Origin of the sequence: Pseudomonas sp. SAR267 (assembly GCF_052077595.1) — a bacterium.
GTDB classification, from domain to species: Bacteria; Pseudomonadota; Gammaproteobacteria; order Pseudomonadales; family Pseudomonadaceae; genus Aquipseudomonas; species Aquipseudomonas vlassakiae.
In genome coordinates this window covers 3,864,947-3,889,588 of sequence record NZ_JBQIHU010000001.1, presented here as the reverse complement: position 1 = coordinate 3,889,588, position 24,642 = coordinate 3,864,947, and the positions used below count along the sequence as shown (strand labels likewise).

Genomic DNA, 24,642 nt, shown 5'->3' with positions numbered 1-24,642 from the left:
TCCGATGAGATGCCGGTCTGTCTCACTCTCATGCAAAGGTAAGATCAACCATTTAATCCGCTTACCCTGATTTTTCCATGTAGTGGTCAACCCATCCCGGACAGTGGGTTAAGTTTTTCTTCGGCAACGGCGGGCGGCAGCCCGTCGTTGAATTGATGCGGCCTGACCCAGTTGTAACGATGCATCAGATAGTGACTGATGTCCCGTTGCGCCTCCTGGGCTTTCAGGTAACCGGTCGGCGGAACCCACTCCGACTTCAGACTGCGGAATAACCGTTCCATTGGCGAATTGTCCCAGCAGTTACCTCGACGGCTCATGCTCTGTTCCATCCGATATCGCCACAACCGCTGTCGAAACAGGCGGCTGGCGTACTGACTACCCTGATCTGAATGAAACAGCACCTGCTGCGGTTTGCCTCGTTGCTCGTAGGCCATATCCAGCGCCTTGATGACCAGCTCCGTATCCGGCTTGGCGGAGAATGCCCAGCCAATTACTCGTCGTGCATGCAGATCCAGCACCACCGCTAAGTAATTCCAGCGGCCTTGCGCCCAGATGTAGGTGATGTCGCCGCACCACACCTGATTGGGGCGCTCAGTGGTGAACTCGCGGTTCAGCCGGTTCGGGATATCTGGTCGTTCAACCGTGGCCTGCTTGTACGCGTGCGAGCCTGGTTGTTTGCTGACCAAGCCCAACTCGCGCATCAACCGACGCACGCGAAAGCGGCCAATGCTTACGCCATCTTCACGCAGCATGCCCAGAATGCTTCGGCTACCAGCCGATCCTCGACTCTGGTTGAACAGCTGGTTGACCTGGCTGCGCAGTGCAACGCGGCGCGCATCAACACGGCAGCGCCGTAGGCGATAGGCGTAGTAGCAAGACCGCACCACGTCGAACGCTGAACAGACCACTTCCACCGACTCCCGCTCACTCAACTGGTCTATCAGCGCGTACGATTGAACTCGTCCGACATCAAGAGAGCGGTAGCCTTTTTTAGGATCGCTTTCTCCCGTTCCAGTCGGTCGATCCTGGCTTCCAGCTCCTGGATTTTCTGCTGTTCGGGAGTCAATGCTTTGCTCTTCGGGGTAACGCCCTGGCGCTCCTCTTGGAGCTGTTTCACCCAGCGACGAAGCGCCGATTCAACCAGCCCCAGCGAGCGGGCTGCATCGATATGGCTGTAGCCCTGATCGAGCACCAGACCAGCGGCCTCTCGTTTGAACTCGGACGTAAAAGAACGACGTTGCTTGGTCATCAGACACCTCTCTATGGCGAGCATTCTCGCCCTAAATGGGTGTCCGGGATTAGTAGACCACTACACCATCATGCATCCTAGCCCGCCCCACCTAAGCCGCACAGGTATCGCCATGGTGCTTGTGCCTACTCCCCGAGAATGGTCTCATTGCGGAGAATTCGTACGGCGACCGTATCTTCATACCCATGAGGGTCGGAGCAAATACCTCTCACCTCTATACATATCGACATCATCCCGATGCCCAGGCGTAAGGTCACAATCCAAGTAGTGCTTACACTGAGCCTGGCATTGCTGCTGGTCATGGGTTGGCATATGTCTTCCCTGTTGGTTGGTGCAGAGCCGCAAGCGGGATTCAAGAGCGAAGCCGCGCACAGTAGCTTGCTCACAGAGGCAGCCCCCTCTTGCGTCTTTTGTGCAGGTCACCAGCACTCGCCGATGACTGCCGACCATGTGCACGAGACCCCTTACCTTGGGCCGCTGCTTATCCTGCCAGCACAGGCAGAAAGCAACATCCTGACTACCCTGCCGGATGAAGCCGCACCAACTCGCCTGGTCTACTTGATTGAGCGCCCTCCGCGATCCAGCCGCGTGATCTAAGCACAGCCGCACTGCGGCTAAAGACCACTGCAATCCAGGATCAACTTATGCAATCGCTTTCTCCGCGCGAGCCAGGGGCGTTGTTTGCGCACCTGCGCCGCCCGATGCGCTTATTACTGCTCGCTATCGTGCTGATGCTCATGGGCATGGCAGATGCACTGGCTCAAGACGTCACCACGAACGATATCGCGTCGACGGTAGTTCCCGTGCCACCCACCTCTGTAGAGGGTAGATATCAACCATGATGGAAACAGAGACAAACACTCGCTTTCCCAGCCCCTGGAGCCTGTTGCTTATGGCCTGGGGTATTGCGTTGGTTTCGACCTTAGCCGCCTTGTTCATCGGCGAGGTCATGGGCAAAACGCCCTGCGTGCTCTGCTGGTTCCAGCGCGCATTCATGTTTCCACTGGTCGTGATTCTGGCCGTTGGTTGCTACACCTCGGATTTCGGGGTCTGGCGTTATGCGTTGCCGGTTACCGTCGTGGGCTGGCTCATCGCGCTCTACCACAGCCTGCTCTACTTTGGGGCCATACCGGAGAGCATCAAGCCCTGCGGGGCAGGCCCGTCCTGCTCCAGCGCTGACATGACGATTTTCGGCAGCGTCCCTCTGCCACTGCTTTCGCTGGTCGCATTCACCCTTATCGCTGTTCTTCTTGTTCTCATCCGTCGGAGGTCTTCCCTATGAGCAGACGTGCAATCGTCCTCGTCATCAGCATTCTTACTGCGCTCGGCTTCACTGCTGCGGCATTCTTTTATGATCGATATTCGGTAAGTGAAGAGACCCCGCCAGTTGCTCCAGTGGCTAGCTCGTTGGTGCGCTTCCATTCGCCCGTTATCGGCACCGCCAATGCGCCCGTAACCATCGTTGAGTTCTTCGATCCGTCCTGCGAGGCCTGCCGCGCCTTCTTTCCAGTAGTGAAACAGATCCTGGCTGACAACCCGAATGATGTGCGCCTGGTGCTGCGTTACGTCCTCTTCCATGAAGGCTCTGAAACAGCAGCAAGAATCCTCGAAACTGCACGCAAGCAGGGGGTCTTCGAGCCTGTTCTGGAAGCACTCATGGTGGCGCAACCGCAATGGCACAGTGACCCACTGGTGCAGAAGGCCTGGGAAGCTGCTGAAGCGGCAGGCTTGGATGTGGAAAAGGCCCGTGCGGAGATGATGGCTGGCGATATCACCGAGGCCCTGAAAAGGGACTCTCAGGATGCCCAGGCTGCTGGCGTGCGCCAGACGCCCACGTTCTTTGTGAATGGCAAGCCGCTATTGAGTTTCGGCGCGCAGCCACTGATTGATCTGGTCAAAGCTGAAGTCGAACAAAGCAAATAAGCGCTAACCGTCTGCATACAGCTGAGCCAGACTCACCACCTGCCATGTAGCGTGCCTCGCATGGCAGGTGGTGGCGCATGTTTAGTGGCGGTGGCTTTTCCCAACATGAGTGTGGCCATCATCCGGAAGCGCACTGACACCGCCAGTGGTGTTCAGGCGCTGGAGGATTCCACACTCGTCTACGCCGCGCTCAGAGGCGCAACGGTGTCGTAACTCAACCAGCTGTTGTTGCAGGGCCAGCAGGCTGGTCACGCGCGCTTGCACATGCTCAATGTGCTCATCCACTAAGCTATTCACACCCTCACAGTTCCCCTCTGGCCGATCCATCAGCGCCAACAAGCTTCTGATCTCGTCCAGGGTCATGTCCAGTGTTCGGCAGTTACGGATGAACGTAAGTCGCTCAAGGTGCTCACTGCTGTACAGGCGGTAATTACCCTCGCTGCGGGCCGGAGCGGGCAACAGCCCCTCGCGCTCGTAATAGCGAACCGTTTCAACTTGGCAATCGGCAAGCTTGGCCAGCTCTCCAATCTTCATGAGTTACCTCTTCAGCAAACGCTTGACCCTGTAGTGGCTTCAGGGTGTTCACTCTGCACAACTGTTCAACGAGGATACCTTCATGGCTGGCTGCTGCGGTGACGAATACAAACCTGAAGCGGTTTCAAAGGATGTCTGCTGTGACTCCAACGAAGCAAGCAAGTGCTCTGCCACAGCGGCTACAGCAGTAAATGCCGTAACCGGCTCCAGGCTCAGCAGCTTCCGCATTGCGCAAATGGACTGCCCTACTGAGCAGACGCTGATTCAGGACAAACTGAGCAAGCTCGCAGGCATAGATAAGCTCGACTTCAACCTGATCAATCGGATTCTTGGGGTATGGCACAGCTTGCCGTCGACCGCGCCTATCGAAGCGGCAATCTCGTCCCTGGGTATGCAAGCAGAGCCGCTATCTGCTGAAGGGCAAGCCCGCATCAAAATCGAACAGATGGACTGCCCAACGGAAGAAAAGCTAATCCGCGACAAGCTGACCTCGCTACCCGGCATCAGTGCGTTGGAGTTCAACCTGCTTCAGCGCGTACTGACGCTCAGCCACTCAGCAGAAGCACTGCCAGCAGCACTGGCAGCTATTCGCGAGCTTGGTTTCACGCCAGTGGTTGAGGGTTCCGCAACAGCAAAAGAAGAAACGCAAAGCACCCCGCGCAAGAAGGCCTGGTGGCCCTTGGCGCTATCGGGCGTGGCCGCCGTATCGGCGGAAGTGATCCACTTTGCCGAGCTTGCGCCAGATTGGGCTGTGGCTGGCATGGCGCTGCTCGCCATTCTGCTGTGCGGCCTGACGACCTATAAAAAGGGCTGGATCGCGCTGAAGAACCGTAACCTGAACATCAATGCGCTGATGAGTATCGCGGTGACCGGTGCGGTGCTGATTGGACAATGGCCAGAAGCGGCCATGGTCATGTTCCTCTTTTCTGTCGCCGAGTTGATCGAAGCGAAGTCGCTGGATCGGGCGCGCAATGCCATACGCGGCCTGATGGATCTGACGCCGGAGCGCGCCACGGTGCAGCAGATCGATGGCACATGGCTTGAAGTTGACGTTAAAACCATCGCCGTAGGCGCATTGGTCAGGGTAAGACCGGGCGAACGAATCGGTCTCGATGGCGAGGTAACTTCCGGGAATTCCACCATCAACCAAGCGCCCATCACAGGGGAAAGCCTGCCTGTAGAGAAAACCATCGGCGATCCGGTTTTTGCAGGAACCATCAACGAAGCCGGCTCCTTGGAATACCGCGTCCTGGCCGCCGCAGCCAACACCACGCTGGCACGTATCATTCACGCGGTCGAAGAGGCGCAGGGTTCACGTGCGCCGACCCAGCGCTTTGTCGATCAGTTCGCCAAGGTATACACCCCTGTCGTATTCCTATTCGCCCTGGCTATCGCCATTGTGCCGCCACTCTTCATGGCCGAGCCCTGGTACGACTGGATCTACCGTGCCTTGGTGCTGCTGGTGGTCGCTTGCCCTTGCGCCTTGGTCATCTCGACGCCCGTCACCATTGTCAGTGGCCTGGCAGCGGCGGCGCGTAAAGGCATTTTGGTCAAAGGCGGCGTCTATCTGGAAATCGGTGGCAAGCTTGGCGTCCTGGCACTCGACAAAACCGGAACCATTACTCATGGCAAGCCGGTACAGACCGATTACATGCCGTTGGTTGAACAGGACTCAGAACTCTACCGTACTCATGCTGCCAGTCTCGCCAGTCGCTCTGACCACCCGGTTTCGCAGGCAATAGCCAAGCATGCCACTGAGAATGGCCTGACGTTTGCTGCCGTTGAGGGATTCGAAGCCCTACTGGGTCGAGGTGTTCGAGGCACCATCGAAGGCATAGATTTCCACCTGGGTAACCACCGTCTGGTGGAAGAGCTTGGCCTCTGCTCACCCGAGCTGGAAGCGACGCTGGAGCGTCTCGAACGCCAAGGTAAAACAGTGGTGGTGCTGTGCAATCCGCAGCGTGCCATTGCCCTGTTCGCCGTTGCCGATACCGTCAAGGACTCCAGCCGCCAGGCAATTGAGGAACTTCACGCGCTTGGCGTGAAGACCACAATGCTGACCGGCGATAACCCGCACACCGCAGATGCGATTGCACAGCAGGTAGGCATCGACGAGGCACGCGGCAATCTCCTGCCAGTCGACAAATTGCAGGCCGTTGAAGCATTGCAAGCGCGCGGCTACGTTGTTGGGATGGTCGGCGATGGCATCAACGATGCGCCGGCGCTGGCGAAGTCTGAAATCGGTTTCGCCATGGCCGCCGCAGGCACAGACACTGCCATCGAAACTGCGGATGTGGCCTTGATGGATGACGACCTGCGCAAGATCCCGGCCTTCATCCGCCTGTCTCAACAGACCGCCGCCATCCTCAAGCAGAACATCGTGCTGGCGTTAGGGATCAAGGCCCTGTTTCTCGCCATTACCTTAACGGGGCAGGCGACGATGTGGATGGCCGTCTTTGCAGACATGGGAGTCAGTCTGCTGGTGGTGTTCAACGGCCTGCGCCTGCTTAAAAAGTAGGGTTGGAGGATTGAAGATGAAAGCAGCATTGCAACTCGCAATTGAACAAGCCTTTCAGCAGGCCCGGCAGGCCATGCAGGAACAGCGCAGTACAGATGCCTTTCAATGGCTGGAGCGCGCGCACATCCTGACTCAGCGCCAACCTTTGCTGCATGCCAGGTCACACTGGCTGATGCTCACGCTCGGCTGGCAAATTGGCGATTATCGCGAGGTGGCCGGGCAAATACCGCGCATTTTCGCGGCCTTGTTGTTCTCCAAAATCTGGGTGCCCCTCGGCAATACAGGCCGCTCCTGAATCAGTGCGTTCAAGCCCATGCCGGTTCCTGAAGAACTCCAGACCTTGCTTGCGAGTGACGAGCAAAACCTGTCCAGTCGGTAATTGCGCCCATGCAAGTCGATCTCGCCACCCAGCTGCCGTGCCCACTCGCAAAGGTGATCGCCCAGGTGCGCAAACCACGCCTGTTGCGTCAGGTTGCTTCACCCTTATTGAGTTTCAGCCCGCTGGATCCGGCTGAGTTTCCTGATACCTGGAGCGAGGGCACCTACTGGGTCAAGCTGAAGCTATTCGGCGTACTTCCCATTGGCCGTCAGGCAATTGTGACTACCTACCCGCAGACGGAAAACGCTCAGGCCTTCATGCTCAGAGACAACGGCTACAGCCCGCTGATCAATAAGTGGGATCACCTGATTACGGCACAAGAAGTGAGTGGCGGAACGCTTTACCGAGATCGCGTGACTATCGATGCCGGCATCCTCACCCCGTTCGTGTGGCTTTTTGCGCGCCTGTTTTACGCCCATCGTCAGCGCCGCTGGGCAGTCCTGGCGGCAAATGGCTTTAACTACTGAAGCACGACATGCCCAGGCAGGCTGCTCATCCAGAAGGCAGTCCATCTTGGCCACTGAAAATTCGCTCACGCAGGCAACCTCCTTGGTCGGAGCAGCTTCAATACAACCTGTAGCAGGTACGGGATCAACTTTTGACCTGCATCAGGCTACACCCGTCTTCGAGGTCTATATTGACTACTGGTGACTCACCCCACGACCCACTTTCACCTGCAAGGAACTGAGCAATGAAAGCACCAAAACTCGCCACCTTCGCTTTGGCGGCTGCGCTTTTTCCGGCCTTAACCTTTGCGCAGCAGGACTCCAGTACCACCAGCCAGGCTCAACAGCAGCCAATGAGCGTTGAGCAATTTGATCAAGAGATGGCGAAGGCACAAGAAAACCTGAAGAGAATGCAGGAGCAAATGAGCCAAATTCAGAAAGCAAGCGACCCTGCACAGCGTCAGAAACTGATGCAAGAGCACCAAACCATGATGCAGCAAGGAATGCACATGATGAACGGAATGCGTGGCGGCGGAATGATGGGGTGCTGCGGAGGGGGCATGCAGGGCGGCCATATGATGGGTGACGGTCAGATGATGGGCGGGGGCCACATGATGGGTAACGGTAAGATGATGGGTGGGGGCCACATGATGGGCTGGGATCAAATGGGCAGCCACTACTCCCAGATGACGCCTGAGCAGATGAAGCAGCATCAATACATGATGGACAGGTACATGGGCATGCAACAGATGATGATGGATCAGATGATGCAGCATCAGCAGCATATGGGCATGCCACAGCGCTGAGACTTCACACTTATTCCACGGGCAGCATGCTGTTCCCGTACGGTATGAATACTCTCATGCGCCAGCCCAACTCACGCTAGGGGCGTTGGGCTCCCCCGATTCAATTTTTGGCTCACCTGAAGATTCAGCGCTAAAGCTCCTGTGAATGGTGACTTTTTTGTGCGCTCCGTCGACGCATCAACCAATAGGGGGCACGAATACGTCAACTCTGTATCAGCGGACACCTACATGTCTGGCTGGCTAATGGCTGCTTTTGGCCGACTCCAGCCAGTTCGCACTCAGTTAGCGCTGCTGAAAAGCAGCCATTCGATTCAAAAAAATCTCAGCAACACATTACCGCAATGACATCAGCACCAAGGAGGTTCGCCCCATGTCATTGCAGTGCCCCCGCTGTCACTCCCCCAAAGTCGCTTCTTTCCATCACGCCATGAAAGCTGGCGCGGCCATCGGCGCTGTCGGTGGTCTCGCACGAGGCATCAGTGCTGCTCTGGCAGGCGGCAAGGCCGGCGCAGCGCTTGGCGTAATCGCCGGCCCTGTCGGCATCACCCTCGGTTCGGTCTCCGGCGCCATTCTCGGCGGTCTGGCCGGAGGCGTCGGTGGTTGTGCGATTGGCGCGCAGCTCGGCGAGTCGCTCGACCGCCATGTACTGGCCCACAACCTCTGCCTGCTCTGCGGTCACCGCTTCAACCTACCGGCCTGATCCGGCCCTTCCTTATCTCTCATTGATTGCCGGTGCTGCGCTCTGCGCGGCGCTTTATGCCGGCCTGCACTCAAAGGAAATTCGTCATGGCTCATCAAATCGAACAAATGGCCTACGTTGGCGCTACTCCGTGGCACGGCCTGGGCAACAACCTGCCGCAGAAACAACCCATCGAAGTCTGGCAACGCGAAGCCGGCATGGACTGGCAGATTCTGGAAAGCCCCGTGCACTTCAAGTCGGACGCCATCGGCCATCTGGGCGCGATCCATTCGTTCCCGGAGCAGAAAGTGCTCTACCGCTCGGACAGCAAGGCACCGCTGTCGGTGGTCTCGCAGCGCTACCACACCGTTCAGCCCAAGGATGTGCTGGAGTTTTACCGGGATCTGACCGAGGTCTCCGGCTACGAGCTGGAAACCGCTGGCGTGCTCAAGGGCGGGCGCAAGTTCTGGGCGCTGGCGCGTACCGGACAGGGCGCTGCACTCAAGGGTAACGACCAGGTGAATGGCTATTTGCTGCTGGCCACTTCCTGCGACGGCACCCTGGCCACTACAGCAACGCCTACCACCATCCGCGTAGTCTGCAACAACACGCTGACCATCGCCATGGACGGCACCAGCCGTGCGATCAAGGTGCCGCACAGCACCCGCTTCGACGGCGACCTGGTGAAGAAGCAGCTTGGCATCGCCGTCTCGCAATGGGACGACTTCATGTACCGCATGCGCCACCTGGCTGAACGCAAAGTGCAGTGGCATGAGGCCTTGGGCTTTTTCATGAACGTGATGTGCGACACCAGCCCGACCGGCGCACTGCCGGAGCAACTGCCCAACGAGCGCGCACTGCGCAAGGTGCAGGAGCTGTACGAAGGCCGAGGTCGCGGCAGCCAGCTGGACTCGGCACGCGGCACGGCCTGGGGCCTGCTCAATGCCGTGACCGAGTACGTCGATCACGAGCGCCGGGCACGCAGCACGGAGTATCGCCTCGACTCCGCCTGGTTCGGCCAGGGCGCACAGATCAAGCAACGCGCCCTGGATACAGCTCTGCAACTGGTCGCCTGACCATTTACCCCCCCCATAACGCCCGACCCGCTTCGTTGCAGGTCGGGCGTTTCTATTTCTGCAAGGTGAACGCTATGAAAGCCACTTCATTGAATCGCAGCACCAGCAAAACCCGTCCGGCTCTGCGCCTGGTCAGCACCAAGGAGCTGCCGCGCGAGGACTGGCTGCAGATCCGCAAGCAAGGTATCGGTAGTTCGGACGCTGCGGCAGCAGTCGGTCTGAACCCGTACAAGTCGCAACTGGAGCTGTGGATGGAAAAGACGGGGCGTGATGCCGGCATGCCGAAGGCTGATCCTCAGGATGAGGAAAGCCCGATGTACTGGGGCAATGTGCTGGAGCCTATCGTGGCCTGGCATTACAGCAAGCGCACTAGGAATAAGGTACGGCGCATCAACGCCGTGCTGCAGCACGCGGATCCGGAGCTGCCCTGGATGCTGGCCAACATCGACCGCGAGGTGATCGGGGCTGACGATGTACAGATCCTCGAATGCAAGACAGCCGGCATAAACGGGGCACGCCTCTGGAAAGAGGGCGTGCCTGAGTATGTGCAGTTGCAGGTGATGCACCAGCTCGCCGTCACCGGCAAGCAGGCGGCGGATGTGGCCGTGCTGCTGGGTGGCCAGACGCTGGAGATCCACCGTATCGAACGGGACGAGCAGATGATCGCTCGCCTGATCGAGCTGGAGCGCAAATTCTGGCACTACGTTGAGACGGATACGCCACCGCCGGCTGACGGCACGGCTTCGGCCGAGTCGGCGCTGCGCTGCCTCTACCCGGAGGACAACGGCCAGGTCGTCGACTTCAGCCAGCATGCGGGGCTTTCTGCTGCGTACATCGAGCTGAAAGCCGTGCGTCAGTCGATTGCCGACAAAGAGAAGCGCGAGGCTGAACTGAAGCAGATCCTGCAGCAAGCCATGGGCGATGCTAGTCGGGCGGAGTTCTCCAGCGGCTACGTCTCCTGGCGCAAGGCCAAGGACAGCATCGGTCTCGATGTCGTGCAGTTGCTCCAAGACAAGCCCTACCTGCAGGCCAAGTACCCACTGCTGAAACCGGGTGCACGGCGCTTCCTGGTCGGCTGAAACCCAACACTTCCATCCCTTCCCTCCCTTGGCCAGACCATGCAGTTCGCACTGCGTGGCTGGCCTTTTTTCATTTCCAGGAGACTCACCATGCTCAAAGGTCTGGCTATCACCCCGCCGGTACTCGGGCGGATTTCCATCGGCAAGGTCATCGAGAAGAACGGCAAGCGCCTGCCGGAGAAAGATGACCAGTTCACTATCACGTCCCAGGTGCAAGGCAAGGATGGCTGGCTGCTGCACCCGCTCAATGACGAACTGCGTCAGGGCAAGGACGACAAGCTGCGCAGCATTCCGGTACGCCTGCTGTTCAACGAGCCGGAGCTGAATTTCCGAGCCGACTACACGCTGTTCGACCGACAATCCGGACGCCCCGTCTGCGTCGGCAATGGCGAGACCTGCAAGCGGGTCACTCAGGATGGTATGCAGTCGTTGCCTTGCCCGTCGCCGGATGCCTGCCCACTGGCGAAAGGTAGTGCCTGCAAGCCCTATGGCCGGCTGAATGTAGTCATTGGCGATGAGGATCCGCTGGGCAGCTTTGTCTTCCGCACCACCGGCTTCAACAGCATCCGCACCCTGGCCGCTCGCTTGCACTACTTCCAGGCCATTTCGGGCAACCGCCTGGCATGCCTACCGCTGGAACTGCGCCTGCGTGGCAAGTCCACTCGCCAGAGCCATGGCACGCCGATCTTCTACGCCGACCTGACAGTACGCGGTGGCATGGACATGGCTGAAGCGCTGGTGACCGCCAGTGAACTCGATTCGCGGCGGCAAGCTGCAGGCTTCGATCAAGCCGCCTTGGATGAGGCAGCACGACGCGGCTTTGGCAACGGAGCATTCGAAGACAGCGAGGAGGATGTCAGCGCCATCGTGGAAGAGTTCTACCCCGAGGGTGAAGCCCCTGCTGCAGCAACAATTTCGCAACTCAACCCCACCAAACCCAGCCTGACTGAAAAGCTCGATGCACAAGCTGCTCGTCAAACCCCACCCACAGACCGAGACCAAGGAGGCCGCCATGCGCCTGCACAAGCTGAAAGCCAGTGACACGACCGGCACCTACCTGGTCGAGTCGCCGGTGACGGAAAACGACATCCTGCTGATGGCCAGGCAACTGGCCAGTCTGCGCCTGCGCAAGGGACGTGCACTGACCTCGCCTAAGGAGGCGTTCAGTCACCTGCAGACGCTGCTGGCTGATTATGAGCACGAGGTTTTTGCACTGCTCATGCTCGACAGCCGACACCGGGTGATTGCGTTCGAGGAAGTGTTTCGCGGAACCCTGGATGGAGCCAGCGTCTACCCACGGGAAATCGTGAAGATCGCCTTGGAACACAACGCAGCGGCAATCATCCTGGTACACAACCACCCCTCAGGTGATCCCGAGCCCAGCCAGGCGGATCGCAATCTCACCACGAAACTGCAGGACGCACTGAATCTGGTCGGAGTCAGAACGCTCGATCACGTTGTGGTAGGCCAGGAGGATTGTGTGTCGTTGGCTGAGCGCGGCTACCTGTAAGGAGGTGCCAATGAAACTGCTGCTACGGACTGTTGCCTCGGCATTCATGTTTGCCGGGATCTTGGCCGGTTGTCTGGCGATATTGCTGCTGATGATTCTGATGGTGCGCTTTCCACCATTGCTGATTGCCGTGGTGTTGGCGTGCTGGATCTACCGGAAGCAGAAAGTAAGAATGAACCCTTGAACAGTGAGCCAGCGTGGGTAGTCGAAAGACTGCCTGCAATGGCTCCCTCTTTTTTCTTTTTCCCTGGTAGCTAACGCTTACCTGCTGCCTTGTAAGCTGCACTTCGTTCACGCTTGCCCACTGCGACCACAATCACAACCACCCGATCATCATCAATGGCTACCTGGGGGATCGCGGCCTGTCGCTGCGCCAGGGCACTATCGTCGATGCCACACTGATCCACGCGCCCAGCTCGACCAAGAACCAGGACGGCAAGCGCGACCCGGAAATGCACCAGAGCAAGAAAGGGAACCAGTATTACTTTGGCATGAAGGCGCACATCGGCGTAGATGATGAGTCGGGGCTGGTACACAGCGTGGTAGGCACGGCAGCCAACGTGGCGGATATCACCCAGGTCGACAAACTGCTGCACGGTGACGAGAACGTCGTCTGCGCCGATGCCGGCTACACCGGCGTCGAAAAGCGCCCCGAACATGCTGGCCGCGAAGTGATCTGGCAGGTCGCAGCACGCCGCAGCACCTACAAGAAGCTCGATAAACGCAGCGCCCTGTACAAAGCCAAGCGCAAGATCGAGAAGGCCAAGTCACAAGTGCGAGCGAAGGTCGAGCACCCGTTTCGAGTGATCAAGCGCCAGTTCGGTTACGTGAAGGTGCGCTTCCGTGGCCTGGCCAAGAACACCGCTCAGCTGGTGACGCTGTTCGCGCTGTCGAACCTATGGATGGCGCGCCGACATTTGCTGACTACCGCAGGAAAGGTGCACCTGTAATGCGGAAAATGGCTGCTGCGAGGTGCTCGCGGCGGCCAAAAACGAAGAACTGAGCGGGTTACCTGGTCGATTTTGATCGACGGCCCGCTTTCAAAAGCAGCGAGGGCTGAAGTCGACCGGAAATACAGGGTTACTTCAGACCTTCCCTAGACACTCTATTTGATCCAAATCAACGAAGTGCTGTTATCGTCAAAAGGAGCATTCATGGCTCGGGGGCAATCTGCTATCGTCGGCCTATTGCCCCGCCTGGTGAATTGCTGTGCGTCGGATTGGATTGATCCTGCTAATGATTGCTAGCCTCGTGCTGCCGACCTTCGGCGGTGTGGCTTTCAGCATGCCGGCACAACCTTGCCCGATGCAGAGCGCCGATCATCAGGGCCATGCAATGGCCGATGCTCCGTGCTGCGAGCAAATGGACAAGTCTGATGGGGTGGCCAAGAAGTCCCCTTGCAAACCCGGCCAGGAATGCAAGACCGGAGGACTTCTCCAGACCACCGTGATCAAGAGCATATCCCCTCTCCCCTCACGCCCCGAGATATTGCTGACCCAGTCGGTGATTAAGCGAGAGCCCGCAGGACTCTGGCGCCCTCCTCGTTTCGTCTAATGCAGTGATCATCCCGCGCCTTACAGTCAGGCGCATCGTCGCGGTCACGTTTCGTAGTCGCGACTTCGATCAATCGCATTGGAGGCGAAAGCATGTCCGCTTTCCTTTTTCCACGCCGTGGCTTTCTCGGTGTGTTGGCTGCCGCATTCTGGGCAGCTCCCTGGCTTGCCGCGCAGGCGCAGCCCCTAACTTTCGAACGAGCCCAAGCTCTGGCCGAGCAGAGTGCCCCTGAGAACCTCGCGCGCCAGGCGCAGGTGGCATCGGCACAGCAGGCTGTCGAGCCCGCAGACGCCCTGCCCGATCCCAAGCTGATTCTAGGCATCGACAACCTGCCGATCGAAGGCCCTGACCGTTACACGCTTAATCGTGACTCCATGACCATGCGCCGCATTGGGTTCATGCAGGAAGTCCCCAACAGTGACAAGCGTCAGGCTCGGCGCCAGTTGGCCGAGGCTTCAGTAGGCCGAGCCGAGGCCGAGCAGCGTGCCATGCAGTTGGAGATCAAGCGCCAGACGGCAGTGAGCTGGCTAGATGTGTACTACGCCGAACGCAGTGTTGGCCTCTTCGATCAACTGGACCGTCAGATCGAGATGCTCCGCTCGACCGTGCAATCGCTGATTGCCGGCGGTAGTGCTCAGCCTGGCGAGCTGTTGCAGGCCGACCAGGAAGCTTTGGCGTTACAAGATCGGCGAGATGAACTGAATCGCGATGTGGCAGTAGCTCGTGCCAAGCTGCGCCGCTGGATAGGCAACGAGGCTGACCAGCCTTTGCAAGGAGGTGTTCCCAGTCTGAACCTGGTGGCACCGCACCTGCAGCAACGCATTGCCTCACACCCTGAGTTGCGCGCTGCCTCCGCCCGAGTCGGCGAGGCTAGCGCCGAGCTGAACGAGGCCATCGCCGAGAAGACCCCCGACTGGGGTGTTGAGTTTGCCTACAACAATCGCGACAACCAGTTCGGCGATATGGTGATGGTGCAATTTACCTTCGACCTGCCGTTGTTCGTAGGCACACGTCAGGGGCCCAAGATCAACGCCAGACAACAAAGCGTGTCGCAGATGGAAGCCGAGCAGGAAGCATTACTGCGCGCCCATCAGGCTGAGCTGGAAGGCGGTATTGCCGAGCTTGAGCAACTGCGCAGGACCTTGTCACGCACCGAAAAAACCTTGATCCCGCTTGCAAGCAAACGTGCCGATCTCGAACTGGCCGCCTACCAAGCCGGTAACAGCCAGCTCACATCCGTTATTACTGCCCAGCGCGACCTGATTGATGCGCAACTGCGGCAGATTGAACAACAGCGCAAGTTGAGCCAGCTCTCCGCAAGCCTGTACTACGCCTATGTGGAGGGCCTGAAATGAAGATATCGACATTTGGTTTTGCGGTCGCCGTGCTGACCGTGGGCATTGGCGCGGCGGGCGGTGGCTACTGGCTGGCCCAGCGGCAAGCCAAACACGAGCTACTGCCTAGCTCCGCACCGACGGACGAGCGCAAGGTGCTCTATTGGTACGACCCGATGCAGCCTGAGCAGCGCTTCGATAAACCGGGCAAGTCACCTTTCATGGATATGGAGCTTGTCCCTAAATACGCAGGATCCGAGCAAGATCCGTCTGTCCTGAGCGTCCCCGCTCAAGCCGTGCAGAACCTCGGAATGCGGACCTCGACGGTGATCCGCGGTGTACTGCCCTCGGATATCGAGGTGGTCGGCTCCCTGGCCTATAACCAGCGAGAGGTAGCGAACCTCCAGGCCCGCGCTGGCGGATTCGTCGAGCGGGTTTACGGGCGTGCCCCTGGCGATGTACTGCCAGCTGGAACACCCCTGGTCGACCTGCTGATTCCCGAGTGGTCCGCCGCGCAGTTGGAGTTCCTCGCGGTACTGCGTACCGGTGACGCCCGCTTGATCACTGCGGCCCAAGAGCGCCTCCGCCTGCTCGGCATGCCACAAGCGTTGATAGAGCAGGTTCGCCGCAGCGGCAAACCGCGGGCAGTGCAAACCCTCACCACACCTATCAGCGGCGAGCTCCAAGCCTTGCAGGTACGCGCCGGGATGACCGTTGAAGCCGGGCAGGATCTGGCGTTGATCAACGGGCTGTCCAGTGTCTGGCTCGATGCGGCGATACCCGAGGCCATGGCCGGAAGTATCCAGGTCGGGGACGAGATCCGCGCCAACCTGACGGCCTTTCCTGATCGACCGCTGCTGGGCCGCGTCATAGCCTTGCTGCCGAGTGCCGATCCGCAAACGCGCACGCTCACGGTACGCAGCGAGCTACCCAACCCTGCCGGTAAGTTGCGCCCCGGCATGTTCGCCGCCGTACGCCTGAACAGTGCCGTCGAACAATCCACGCTTCTTGTGCCGAGTGAAGCCGTGATTCGCACCGGGAAGCGTGCATTGGTGATGCTGGCCGAAGGCGACGGACGCTACCGTCCCCAGGAAATCACCTTGGGCCGCGAGGCCGATGGGCGTCTGGAGGTGTTTTCCGGTCTTGAGGAAGGTCAGGCGGTCGTTACCTCCGGCCAGTTCCTCATCGATTCGGAAGCCAGCCTGCAGGGCATCCTGGCCGGCAATGCAGAACAGGACAGCACGGAGGGGCTGCATGTGTCTCACGGCGTTATTCGCGCACTGGACGGGAAACAAGTCACCCTGGAGCATGGCCCCTTCGAGAGCCTGAATATGCCAGGTATGACCATGGCTTTTCCTCTGGTCAGCTCCGAAGTAGCTGTGGGACTTAAGCCAGGAGATCACGTACGCATCGCCGCACGTCAGACAAACTCCGGCCTGCTGATCGAGCAGCTCCGCAAGGAAGGAGACCAGCCATGATCGCGCGCCTGATCCATTGGTCGATCGGCAACCGCTTCCTGGTACTGCTGGCCACCCTGTTCATCACCGCCCTGGGCCTCTGGTCGCTGCGCAACACGCCGTTGGATGCACTGCCGGACCTATCTGACACCCAGGTCATCATCAGAACCAGCTTTCCCGGACAGGCACCGCAGATCGTCGAGAACCAGGTGACCTACCCACTGGCCACAACCATGCTCTCGGTACCGGGGGCGAAGACGGTGCGCGGCTACTCGTTCTTCGGCGACTCCTTCGTCTACGTGCTGTTCGAGGACGACACCGACCTCTACTGGGCGCGCTCGCGGGTGCTGGAGTACCTCAACCAGGCGCAGGAACGCCTGCCCGAGGGTGTTACCACCACCCTTGGGCCGGATGCCACCGGCGTGGGCTGGATCTACCAGTACGCCTTGGTCGACCGCAGCGGCCAGCATGATCTTGCCCAGCTGCGGGCACTGCAGGACTGGTTCCTCAAGTACGAACTCAAGAGCCTGCCCAACGTAGCCGAAGTGGCCACCCTCGGCGGCATGGTCAAGCAATACCAAGTGCTGCTCGATCCGCAGAAGCTGGTGGCTTATGGGGTAACTCAGCAGGAGGTCGAAGCGGCGCTGAAGAGCGCCAATCAGGAAACCGGCGGCGCCATCCTGGAGCTGGCAGAGCGCGAGTACATGGTGCGGGCTTCAGGCTATCTAGAGAGCCTGGCGGATTTCCGCAATGTGCCGCTGCGGGCTTCGGCCAGCGGAGTTCCGGTGCTGCTGGGTCAGGTGGCCACCATTCAGCTGGGGCCAGAGATGCGTCGTGGCATTGCCGAGCTGGATGGCCAGGGTGAAGTGGTAGGCGGCGTGGTCATCTTGCGCTCCGGAAAGAATGCCCGCGATACCATCGCCGCGGTGAAGACCAAGCTGGACAGCCTGAAGGGCAGCTTGCCGGCCGGCGTCGAGGTGGTCACCACCTATGACCGTTCTCAATTGATCGACCGCGCCATCGATAACCTCAGCTACAAGCTGCTGGAAGAGTTCGCGGTGGTTGCCCTGGTTTGCCTGATCTTCCTCTGGCACCTGCGCTCGTCGCTGGTCGCGATCATCACCCTGCCCCTGGGCATCCTGATGGCCTTCATCGTCATGCGCTACCAGGGCGTCAATGCCAACATCATGTCGCTCGGCGGGATCGCAATCGCCATCGGCGCCATGGTCGATGCCGCCGTGGTGATGATCGAGAACGCGCACAAGCACATCGAGGCCTGGAAGGCTCGACACCCCGGTGAACCGCTTCAGGGCGAGGCGCACTGGCGGGTGATCGGCGAAGCTGCGGCCGAGGTCGGGCCGGCGCTGTTCTTCAGCCTTTTGATCATCACCCTGTCTTTCCTCCCGGTCTTCACCCTGGAGGCCCAGGAGGGTCGCCTGTTTGGCCCGCTGGCATTCACCAAGACCTATGCCATGGCTGCCGCTGCTGGCCTCTCGATCACCTTGGTACCGGTGCTGATGGGCTATTGGATTCGTGGGCATATCCCCAGCGAACAACAGAACCCCTTGAATCGTTGGCTGATCGGTGCATACCGGCCGGTGCTGGAGTGGGTGCTGGCTTGGCCTAAGGTGACCCTAGCGCTGGCCTTGCTAGTGTTTTTGTCCAGTCTCTGGCCCCTCAGCAGACTCGGAGGAGAGTTTCTACCGCCGATGGACGAGGGCGACTTGTTGTACATGCCATCAGCCCTGCCCGGCTTGCCGGCCAGCAAGGCCACCCAGCTGCTGCAGCAAACCAACCGGATGATCCTCACGGTGCCCGAAGTGGCACGGGTATTCGGCAAGGCCGGGCGAGCAGAGACCGCCACCGATCCAGCACCGCTGGAAATGTTCGAGACCACGGTGCAGTTCAAACCACGCGATCAATGGCGCGCGGGGATGACACCCGAAAAGCTGATCGAGGAACTGGATCGCGCGGTAAAAGTTCCGGGGCTGTCCAATATCTGGGTGCCGCCCATCCGCAACCGCATCGACATGCTGGCGACGGGGATCAAGAGCCCCATTGGGGTGAAAGTATCCGGAACCTCCTTGGTCGACATCGAGCGCATAACGCGCGATATCGAGGCCGTGGCCAAAGAGGTGCCTGGGGTGAGTTCGGCCTTGGCAGAACGCCTTACTGGCGGCCGTTACGTGGACATCCAGATCGATCGACTGGCCGCGGCGCGCTATGGCCTGAGCATCGCCGATGTGCAGGCGGTGGTATCGGGCGCCATCGGCGGCAGCAATATTGGTGAGACGGTTGAAGGACTGGCCCGCTTCCCGATCAACCTGCGCTATCCCAAGGAGTGGCGAGACAGTCCGCAGGCACTACGGCGTATGCCGATCCTCACGCAAGCCGGCCAGCAGATCACCTTGGGCACCGTCGCCCAGGTTAGTCTGACCGAAGGGCCGCCAATGCTGCGCAGCGAGAACGGGCGTCTGTCCGGTTGGGTCTATGTCGATGTCCGTGGGCGCGACCTGGCATCGACCGTGCGCGAGTTGCAGCAACGCGTAGCTGAGCAGGTACAACTCGATGCTGGCATGACCGTCTCCTACTCCGGTCAGTTCGAGTTCCTGGAGCGCGCCAATGCACGGCTGGCCTGGGTGGTACCGGCGACCTTGTTGATCATCTTCGTGCTGCTTTACCTGACCTTCAGCCGCTTCGGTGAGGCCCTACTGATCATGGCAACCCTGCCCTTCGCCCTATCGGGCGGCATCTGGCTGCTCTACTGGTTCGGCTTCAACCTGTCGGTTGCCACTGGGGTCGGCTTTATCGCCTTGGCCGGCGTCTCGGCGGAATTTGGGGTGATCATGCTGCTGTACCTGAAGAATGCCTGGCATGCACGTATGGATGCCGGGCGCAGCGGTGACCCGGCACTACTGGAGGCAATTCGTGAAGGCGCAGTGCTGCGCGTGCGGCCCAAGGTGATGACGGTGGCCGTGATCATCGCCGGCCTGTTGCCAATCCTCTGGGGCGGAGGTGCCGGATCTGAAGTGATGAAGCGCATCGCCGCGCCCATGGTCGGCGGCATGATTACCGCGCCGCTGATGTCCATGTTGGTTTTGCCGGCCGCGTACTGGCTGATGCGAAGGCAGCGTACACAGAAGGTTCGCGCACCGCAGGAGCTATAGCTTTACAAACCCGGGCAAGCCACGCGCCAAGCTGACTCGCCCGGGTAACGCGGCAGGAAGCATTACGGCGATGTAACTTTGACTTCATTTTTATGACAGGTTGAGCGGATATATTTTAATCACCACCTTGAAGGAGTGATTAAACATGAAAAGCCTCAAAGTTATTGCAGCCCTTGCCGCTATGGTTGTTTCCTCTGCCACTCTGGCAGAAGGCGGCGCTGATCGTGTTTATGGTCGGATGATTCAGGCCAATGAGCAGGCCATGCAAGAGTATGCTGCCGCTAACGGAAAGAATCCGCCTGAAGTTATTCATTACCGCTACGGCATGAAGCTCGATATCGCCAGGGTCGTGGCCACTACCTCAACGGACTCTAGCTGCAATGTGATGCCAGCCCAGATGACCTACGAGGACTCCAACGGCGATCTGAATATTCTTGAATACCGTGCAGCCGGAACAGGTTGCCGGAACCAAAACTAATAAATGACATCGCGCTGACTGAAAAGTAATTTTCAAGTCACCCTGACGTTATTTGGCATGTGGAAATATGTCCAAGGCGCGCCTGGTTATGCCCGGCGCGCTTGGCACATATATGCGACCACACAATGACAACTGCCAATAACATCAGGAGCATTTATGAATAACAGAACCCTGTTAGGACTTTCTCTACTCGCTCTGAGCATCAGTACCGGGCAAGCTGCAATGGCCGCCGACGAGAAAGGCGAGGGATTTATCGAAGGCAGCAGCCTGACCATCCTCAATCGAAATCTCTACTTCAACCGTGACTTCCGCAAAGGCCAGTCCAGCAGCTCGGGTAATGGCTATTCGGAAGAGTGGGCGCATGGCGTGATAGGCAGATTCGAGTCTGGTTTCACCGAGGGCACCATAGGCTTTGGTGTCGATGCCTTTGCCATGCTAGGGCTCAAGCTTGACACCGGCGACGGCCGTTCTGGAGCAGGCGGCTCAGTCGACGTGATGCCTTACAACAGCCTCGGGCAGGCTGAGGACAACTACTCCAAACTGGGGGGCGCGGTGAAAACTCGGTTCATGGATACCGAGATCAAGGTAGGCGACGTCTTTCCCGTCAGCCCGGTCGTCCAATACGGTGATGCACGGCTTTTACCGGAGAGTTTCCGAGGTGTCACCGTGGTCAACAGCAGCGTGGAAGGACTGTCGCTTCAGGGCGGTCGCCTCCACTCGATGAGCCAACCCAATACCAGCAGCATGCGCGACGGCTTCGCTACCTTCTACGCGGGCGAAGTGGACTCGCCATGGATCGCCTATTTCGGTGGTGATTACACGCTTAATGACAACATCGGCTTTAGTCTCTACACCAGCCGCCTCAAGGATGCCTGGAATCAATATTACGCGGGCACCACGCTGAGCTACCCGCTTGCGGACGATGTCGCCTTGATCGGCGGGCTGAACTACTACAAGGCGGTCGATGAAGGGAGGCAGCTCCTCGGGAGCTTCGATAACAACATCTGGAGCGGCAAGGTCGGCATCCAATTCGGCGCTCATACAGTGCTGGTGGGTCTCCAGCGCAACAATGGCGATGATGACTTCGACTACTTGCGCCAATCGGACTCCATCTACCTCGACAACTCCATCCAGTACAGCGACTTCAACTCGCCGAAGGAGAAGTCATGGCAAGTGCGCTATGACCTGGATATGGAGCCTTTCGGTGTGCCTGGATTGAGCTTCATGACTCGATATGCCCAGGGCTGGGATGCCGACTACAGCAACGCCAACGAAGTCTATATGCGCCGTGATGACAACGGCGATCCGTTGACCAACCAGAAGCGCTGGGAGCGGGACATTGAGGCCAAGTACGTTGTGCAGACTGGATCACTGAAGGATATGTCTTTCCGTGTTCGCCAAATGACCACTCGCGCGACCGATTACGAGTCGGATCTGGATGAAGTCCGCCTGATTGTCGAGTACCCGCTGGAAGTTCTCTAACCCTGGCAAGCGGGCGGGTTGATTGCCCGCTCGCGCCTTGGTCCTGCTGTCCCCTCGTAGTGCTCCTTTGGTTTGGAGACAGCCCTTGGCGCCCTCGGGCGCCTTTTTTACTTAGGTTAAAGGGCGTATGAAAAAGAGTCGGCCACTACACACAAGCGGCCGTGCTGGCAGGCAGTACTACTGAGCGGGATATTCTGCAACGACCTGATCAGACCCCGCCTTGGTCAAGCCAATGACCTGGTAGGCATGCTGTACGCCATCGACTTCCATACCGGGGGAGCCCGCCGGCATCCCGGGAACAGCGATGCCCACGAGATCATCGCGCTTGGTGAGCTCGATGACCTGAGCCGCCGGCACATGACCTTCGACGAACTTGCCGTCAATCACCGCGGTGTGACAAGACGCCAACCGCGGCGCAACGCCCAGACTTTGCTTCACTGCCGACATGTTGCTTTCGACATGGTCGACGACTTTGAAGCCATTCGCTTCGAGGTGTGAAATCCACTTCTTGCAACATCCGCAATTGGCATCACGATGGACATCAATCGTCAGGGCATCAGCTGCTTGAACTGCAGATGTGACGGAGAGAGCGGCCAGCAAGGCCAGATATTTAGCTTTCATGCACGTGCTCTTTGCCATCGGCGTGGGTGTGGGTCTTGGGCGAGGCGTTCGGAGCCTGCTCGGCGTGATGATCACCTCCGTTGGACGACGCCTCATCCCCAGCATGGTGGTCATCGCCACTCATATCCGAATGGTGACCTGCCTTAGGTGCGGAGCCACCCTCGCTATCCGTAGCCGCGGCATCGTGATGACCAGGCTCTCCAGCATCACCTGATCCATGATGGTCATCGCCACCGCCACTATTGTCATGATGGCCAGGCTTGTTGTCGCCGTGCTGTCCTTCATGGTTATGCATCTGCGTTTCCCCACCACCGTGCTGATGGCCGCCACTGGATGCGACGAGTGTTTGGTATTGCTTGGCATCCATCGTCGGCAGTTGGTTGAGGAAGGCAACCATGCCCCAGATGTACTCGTCTCCCATGCTCTTGCCCCACGCAGGCATACCCGTTGCCTTGATGCCATGCTTGATCACCCAGAACGCTGCTGACGGATTGCCATCGACACCGATCTTGGCGAGGTTGGGGGGCGCAGGATAAAGCGATTGGCTTAGCTCGGTCTCCGCCACACCTGGCGCCAAATGACAGCCGATACACATGGAGTTGTAGTTGCCCGCACCGGCGCGAATAAGAGCTTGATCATCCAGGTTGGGAACCTCGATGTCCCGCGAACGGACTTCGATAGAGCGGTCACGGGCCATCGTGAGAAACGCATGCACTGCAGGAAAATGGGGATCGTCGGCCCCCACGTTGACCACGCCAAAGTAGGCGCCGGCCAGGACAGCTGTGCTACCGACCACGCCGGCCGCCACCAAAGTTTTAATTGTTCTTTTCATGTCAGGTTCTCAAAACCACATCCGGATACCGGCGACAAAACGCGCCTCGTCTACATCACCGCCCTCGTCGCGCACCATGTCTGCCGTGTTGCCATAGGAGCGGCTCCAGGAAACCCCGATATAGGGGGCAAACTGCCTGACAATCTCGTAACGCAGACGCAAGCCGAGCTCGGTATTGGCCAACCCAGACCCCACACCTCGCTCAGGATCGTTCTTGCCGTAGAAGTTCATTTCGGCAGTTGGCTGGAGAATCAGCCGGTTGGTCAGCAGAATGTCGTACTCGCCCTCCAGTCGGGCAGCAGTTTGGCCATTCTCGCCGACGAAGGCCGTGGCTTCGGCCTCAAAGGCGTAAAGCGCCATGCCCTGGATACCGAAGGCGGCCCAAGTCTGCGGCGACTCCGGTTTGAAGTCCTGGCGAACGCCCGCGACGACATCCCACCAAGGGCCGATCGAGCGGCCGTACAGCAGCTGTAATTCAGCATCCTCGGTCACGCCGTTGGTACGCTCGCCTTCGGAGCGGAACCAGACCCGGTTGATATCACCGCCTACCCAGCCCGACGCATCCCAGGCCAGGGTGCTGCCCTCATCTGCGTCCTGGTATTCGAGCTGATCGAGCAGGAAAAAACTGTTGATGGCGCTGTCGTGAACCTTGTGGCCAGGTAATGGCGGGAAAGCCGCTTGGCGATCAGCATCCGTCAGAACGGGAATCGGCGTACGGCTGGTGGTTCTCGGGGCTTCAGCGGAGCCATGGTTCATCTTTGAATGATCCATGCCCTCCATCTGTCCTTGCATGGCGCCATGCCCCATCTTGCTGTGATCCATAGCCTGGGCCTTCTCTTGGCTCTGGCCGTGGCCCATCTGGCTATGATCCATGCTGCCCGAAGCACCCTGCATGGCGCCGTGATCCATCTTGCTGTGGTCCATGGCTGGAGCCTTTTCTTGGCTCTGGCTCTGGCTGTGGCCCATCTGGCTATGATCCATGCTGCCCGAAGCACCCTGCATGGCACCATGGTCCATCTTGCTGTGATCCATGCCCTCCATCTGCGCTTTGGTAGCGCCGTGGCTCATCTGGCTATGGTCCATCGACATGGTGCCGTGCCCCATTGCCGAATGATCCATTTCTTCCGCAGCCAAAGTAACGCCGCCGCTGAACGCACTCAGCGACACAGCCAGCGCCAAGAGAGATGGACGTGAAAACCTAGTGGTCATGGTTCGAACCTGCTTCGGCTTCGGTGCCGCCATGCTTATCCATCATGTTTTCGTGATTCATGCCGTCATGCTTCATGTCTCCGTGATCCATGGCGCCATGATCCATATGCTGGCCAGCCGCCTTATCCTTCGACTGATCTGCGTGATTGCCACTGGCGGTCTTGGGCACAGCCGACTCGGCAGCATGTTGTTCGTGCTCACTGTGCCCCTCACCTGCCAACGAAACCGGTGCGTGCAGGGCAGCCAATAGGCTGAACATGACTGCGCTGCCAGCCAGGGCATTTCGCTTCATAAAAGTGCTCATCAGAA

Annotated in this window: 23 protein-coding genes and 2 pseudogenes; 19 read left to right on the top strand and 6 right to left on the bottom strand. The window is 59.0% G+C overall.

All coding sequences use genetic code 11. The features are described 5' to 3' along the window. Nucleotides 1–86 precede the first annotated feature (86 nt). Nucleotides 87–1,249, bottom strand: a protein-coding gene (locus ACTORR_RS18275) for an IS3 family transposase (protein WP_132475516.1) whose coding sequence is annotated in 2 segments (ribosomal slippage) — nt 87–994 and nt 994–1,249 — 1,164 coding nt in all. Because the reading frame shifts where the segments join, the coding sequence is not laid out codon by codon here. Nucleotides 1,250–1,893: 644 nt separating this feature from the next. On the opposite strand from ACTORR_RS18275, the gene ACTORR_RS18270 reads away from it, so the two are divergent. From ACTORR_RS18270 to ACTORR_RS18260, 3 genes are read left to right on the top strand one after another with little or no spacing between them, the layout of a single operon-like run. Continuing rightward, entirely contained in the window at nt 1,894–2,091 is a 198-nt protein-coding gene (locus ACTORR_RS18270) for a hypothetical protein (protein WP_009686170.1), read from the top strand. After that, entirely contained in the window at nt 2,088–2,531 is a 444-nt protein-coding gene (locus ACTORR_RS18265) for a disulfide bond formation protein B (RefSeq protein ID WP_081430179.1), read from the top strand. Before ACTORR_RS18270 ends, ACTORR_RS18265 begins: the two co-directional genes overlap by 4 nt. Further along, a complete protein-coding gene (locus ACTORR_RS18260; RefSeq protein WP_009686168.1) occupies nt 2,528–3,172 on the top strand; it encodes a DsbA family protein in 645 nt (214 codons plus the stop codon). Before ACTORR_RS18265 ends, ACTORR_RS18260 begins: the two co-directional genes overlap by 4 nt. 81 nt (nt 3,173–3,253) lie before the next feature. Here the strand turns inward: ACTORR_RS18260 and cadR are convergent, their stop codons facing one another. Beyond that, nucleotides 3,254–3,706, bottom strand: a complete 453-nt coding sequence (gene cadR / locus ACTORR_RS18255) for a Cd(II)/Pb(II)-responsive transcriptional regulator (RefSeq protein WP_009686167.1) — start codon at nt 3,704–3,706, stop codon at nt 3,254–3,256. Nucleotides 3,707–3,941: 235 nt separating this feature from the next. Between cadR and ACTORR_RS18250 the strand changes: the two genes are divergently transcribed. The 16 genes and pseudogenes from ACTORR_RS18250 to ACTORR_RS18175 all read left to right on the top strand — a co-directional run bounded on the left by ACTORR_RS18250 (nt 3,942) and on the right by ACTORR_RS18175 (nt 21,671). After that, the gene (locus ACTORR_RS18250; RefSeq protein WP_047149787.1) at nt 3,942–6,224 is read left to right on the top strand and encodes a heavy metal translocating P-type ATPase; all 2,283 of its coding nucleotides are present in this window, start codon (nt 3,942–3,944) and stop codon (nt 6,222–6,224) included. 16 nt (nt 6,225–6,240) lie between these two features. Further along, nucleotides 6,241–6,603: pseudogene (locus ACTORR_RS18245) on the top strand (DUF3703 domain-containing protein). An 8-nt stretch (nt 6,604–6,611) separates the two neighbouring features. After that, entirely contained in the window at nt 6,612–7,070 is a 459-nt protein-coding gene (locus ACTORR_RS18240; RefSeq protein WP_009686163.1) for a hypothetical protein, read from the top strand. Between the two features lie 224 nt (nt 7,071–7,294). Further along, nucleotides 7,295–7,855, top strand: a complete 561-nt coding sequence (locus ACTORR_RS18235; RefSeq protein WP_009686162.1) for a hypothetical protein — start codon at nt 7,295–7,297, stop codon at nt 7,853–7,855. 370 nt (nt 7,856–8,225) lie between these two features. Beyond that, on the top strand, nt 8,226–8,555 hold the full coding sequence (locus ACTORR_RS18230; RefSeq protein WP_082437898.1) for a hypothetical protein: 330 nt from the start codon (nt 8,226–8,228) through the stop codon (nt 8,553–8,555). A gap of 86 nt (nt 8,556–8,641) precedes the next feature. Continuing rightward, on the top strand, nt 8,642–9,610 hold the full coding sequence (locus ACTORR_RS18225; RefSeq protein ID WP_009686160.1) for a DUF932 domain-containing protein: 969 nt from the start codon (nt 8,642–8,644) through the stop codon (nt 9,608–9,610). A gap of 74 nt (nt 9,611–9,684) precedes the next feature. Then, nucleotides 9,685–10,689, top strand: a complete 1,005-nt coding sequence (locus ACTORR_RS18220; protein WP_009686159.1) for a YqaJ viral recombinase family nuclease — start codon at nt 9,685–9,687, stop codon at nt 10,687–10,689. 90 nt (nt 10,690–10,779) lie between these two features. Beyond that, a complete protein-coding gene (locus ACTORR_RS18215; protein WP_009686158.1) occupies nt 10,780–11,730 on the top strand; it encodes a recombination directionality factor in 951 nt (316 codons plus the stop codon). Beyond that, a complete protein-coding gene (gene radC, locus ACTORR_RS18210) occupies nt 11,702–12,199 on the top strand; it encodes a RadC family protein (protein ID WP_009686157.1) in 498 nt (165 codons plus the stop codon). The genes ACTORR_RS18215 and radC overlap by 29 nt, the downstream gene beginning before the upstream one ends. A gap of 10 nt (nt 12,200–12,209) precedes the next feature. After that, complete coding sequence (locus tag ACTORR_RS18205; protein WP_009686156.1) at nt 12,210–12,383, top strand: hypothetical protein; 174 nt, start codon at nt 12,210–12,212, stop codon at nt 12,381–12,383. Nucleotides 12,384–12,531: 148 nt separating this feature from the next. Then, nucleotides 12,532–13,149: pseudogene (locus ACTORR_RS18200) on the top strand (IS5-like element ISPpu18 family transposase); the annotation flags it as partial. 696 nt (nt 13,150–13,845) lie between these two features. Further along, nucleotides 13,846–15,108 (top strand): TolC family protein, encoded by a 1,263-nt coding sequence (locus tag ACTORR_RS18195; RefSeq protein ID WP_003139513.1) that lies wholly within the window; start codon nt 13,846–13,848, stop codon nt 15,106–15,108. Further along, a complete protein-coding gene (locus ACTORR_RS18190) occupies nt 15,105–16,565 on the top strand; it encodes an efflux RND transporter periplasmic adaptor subunit (RefSeq protein ID WP_003452298.1) in 1,461 nt (486 codons plus the stop codon). Before ACTORR_RS18195 ends, ACTORR_RS18190 begins: the two co-directional genes overlap by 4 nt. Beyond that, nucleotides 16,562–19,711 (top strand): efflux RND transporter permease subunit, encoded by a 3,150-nt coding sequence (locus tag ACTORR_RS18185; RefSeq protein ID WP_003452300.1) that lies wholly within the window; start codon nt 16,562–16,564, stop codon nt 19,709–19,711. Before ACTORR_RS18190 ends, ACTORR_RS18185 begins: the two co-directional genes overlap by 4 nt. A 145-nt stretch (nt 19,712–19,856) precedes the next feature. Continuing rightward, a complete protein-coding gene (locus tag ACTORR_RS18180) occupies nt 19,857–20,189 on the top strand; it encodes a DUF2790 domain-containing protein (protein WP_003452302.1) in 333 nt (110 codons plus the stop codon). 156 nt (nt 20,190–20,345) lie between these two features. Next, complete coding sequence (locus ACTORR_RS18175; RefSeq protein ID WP_033691058.1) at nt 20,346–21,671, top strand: OprD family porin; 1,326 nt, start codon at nt 20,346–20,348, stop codon at nt 21,669–21,671. A 177-nt stretch (nt 21,672–21,848) separates the two neighbouring features. Here the strand turns inward: ACTORR_RS18175 and ACTORR_RS18170 are convergent, their stop codons facing one another. Genes ACTORR_RS18170 through ACTORR_RS18155 form a run of 4 tightly spaced genes read right to left on the bottom strand, consistent with a single transcriptional unit; the run spans nt 21,849 to nt 24,637 of the window. Next, a complete protein-coding gene (locus tag ACTORR_RS18170) occupies nt 21,849–22,292 on the bottom strand; it encodes a DUF411 domain-containing protein (RefSeq protein WP_009686151.1) in 444 nt (147 codons plus the stop codon). Next, nucleotides 22,282–23,124 carry a c-type cytochrome gene (locus tag ACTORR_RS18165; RefSeq protein WP_003139525.1) on the bottom strand — a complete coding sequence of 281 codons (843 nt, stop codon included), beginning with the start codon at nt 23,122–23,124 and terminating at the stop codon, nt 22,282–22,284. Before ACTORR_RS18165 ends, ACTORR_RS18170 begins: the two co-directional genes overlap by 11 nt. Before the next feature lie 9 nt (nt 23,125–23,133). Continuing rightward, nucleotides 23,134–24,333, bottom strand: coding sequence for a copper resistance protein B (locus ACTORR_RS18160; RefSeq protein ID WP_047149788.1), 1,200 nt, complete (start codon nt 24,331–24,333; stop codon nt 23,134–23,136). Beyond that, nucleotides 24,323–24,637, bottom strand: coding sequence for a hypothetical protein (locus ACTORR_RS18155; protein ID WP_009686150.1), 315 nt, complete (start codon nt 24,635–24,637; stop codon nt 24,323–24,325). The genes ACTORR_RS18160 and ACTORR_RS18155 overlap by 11 nt, the downstream gene beginning before the upstream one ends. Nucleotides 24,638–24,642: the final 5 nt, after the last annotated feature.

What these genes read in the sequence shown, in the direction of transcription:
- ACTORR_RS18270 (WP_009686170.1), top strand. Translation starts at nt 1,894, where the DNA reads ATGCAATCGCTTTCTCCGCGCGAGCCAGGGGCGTTGTTTGCGCACCTG.
- ACTORR_RS18265 (WP_081430179.1), top strand. Translation starts at nt 2,088, where the DNA reads ATGATGGAAACAGAGACAAACACTCGCTTTCCCAGCCCCTGGAGCCTG.
- ACTORR_RS18260 (WP_009686168.1), top strand. Translation starts at nt 2,528, where the DNA reads ATGAGCAGACGTGCAATCGTCCTCGTCATCAGCATTCTTACTGCGCTC.
- cadR (WP_009686167.1), bottom strand. Translation starts at nt 3,706, where the DNA reads ATGAAGATTGGAGAGCTGGCCAAGCTTGCCGATTGCCAAGTTGAAACG.
- ACTORR_RS18250 (WP_047149787.1), top strand. Translation starts at nt 3,942, where the DNA reads ATGGACTGCCCTACTGAGCAGACGCTGATTCAGGACAAACTGAGCAAG.
- ACTORR_RS18240 (WP_009686163.1), top strand. Translation starts at nt 6,612, where the DNA reads ATGCAAGTCGATCTCGCCACCCAGCTGCCGTGCCCACTCGCAAAGGTG.
- ACTORR_RS18235 (WP_009686162.1), top strand. Translation starts at nt 7,295, where the DNA reads ATGAAAGCACCAAAACTCGCCACCTTCGCTTTGGCGGCTGCGCTTTTT.
- ACTORR_RS18230 (WP_082437898.1), top strand. Translation starts at nt 8,226, where the DNA reads ATGTCATTGCAGTGCCCCCGCTGTCACTCCCCCAAAGTCGCTTCTTTC.
- ACTORR_RS18225 (WP_009686160.1), top strand. Translation starts at nt 8,642, where the DNA reads ATGGCTCATCAAATCGAACAAATGGCCTACGTTGGCGCTACTCCGTGG.
- ACTORR_RS18220 (WP_009686159.1), top strand. Translation starts at nt 9,685, where the DNA reads ATGAAAGCCACTTCATTGAATCGCAGCACCAGCAAAACCCGTCCGGCT.
- ACTORR_RS18215 (WP_009686158.1), top strand. Translation starts at nt 10,780, where the DNA reads ATGCTCAAAGGTCTGGCTATCACCCCGCCGGTACTCGGGCGGATTTCC.
- radC (WP_009686157.1), top strand. Translation starts at nt 11,702, where the DNA reads ATGCGCCTGCACAAGCTGAAAGCCAGTGACACGACCGGCACCTACCTG.
- ACTORR_RS18205 (WP_009686156.1), top strand. Translation starts at nt 12,210, where the DNA reads ATGAAACTGCTGCTACGGACTGTTGCCTCGGCATTCATGTTTGCCGGG.
- ACTORR_RS18195 (WP_003139513.1), top strand. Translation starts at nt 13,846, where the DNA reads ATGTCCGCTTTCCTTTTTCCACGCCGTGGCTTTCTCGGTGTGTTGGCT.
- ACTORR_RS18190 (WP_003452298.1), top strand. Translation starts at nt 15,105, where the DNA reads ATGAAGATATCGACATTTGGTTTTGCGGTCGCCGTGCTGACCGTGGGC.
- ACTORR_RS18185 (WP_003452300.1), top strand. Translation starts at nt 16,562, where the DNA reads ATGATCGCGCGCCTGATCCATTGGTCGATCGGCAACCGCTTCCTGGTA.
- ACTORR_RS18180 (WP_003452302.1), top strand. Translation starts at nt 19,857, where the DNA reads ATGAAAAGCCTCAAAGTTATTGCAGCCCTTGCCGCTATGGTTGTTTCC.
- ACTORR_RS18175 (WP_033691058.1), top strand. Translation starts at nt 20,346, where the DNA reads ATGAATAACAGAACCCTGTTAGGACTTTCTCTACTCGCTCTGAGCATC.
- ACTORR_RS18170 (WP_009686151.1), bottom strand. Translation starts at nt 22,292, where the DNA reads ATGAAAGCTAAATATCTGGCCTTGCTGGCCGCTCTCTCCGTCACATCT.
- ACTORR_RS18165 (WP_003139525.1), bottom strand. Translation starts at nt 23,124, where the DNA reads ATGAAAAGAACAATTAAAACTTTGGTGGCGGCCGGCGTGGTCGGTAGC.
- ACTORR_RS18160 (WP_047149788.1), bottom strand. Translation starts at nt 24,333, where the DNA reads ATGACCACTAGGTTTTCACGTCCATCTCTCTTGGCGCTGGCTGTGTCG.
- ACTORR_RS18155 (WP_009686150.1), bottom strand. Translation starts at nt 24,637, where the DNA reads ATGAGCACTTTTATGAAGCGAAATGCCCTGGCTGGCAGCGCAGTCATG.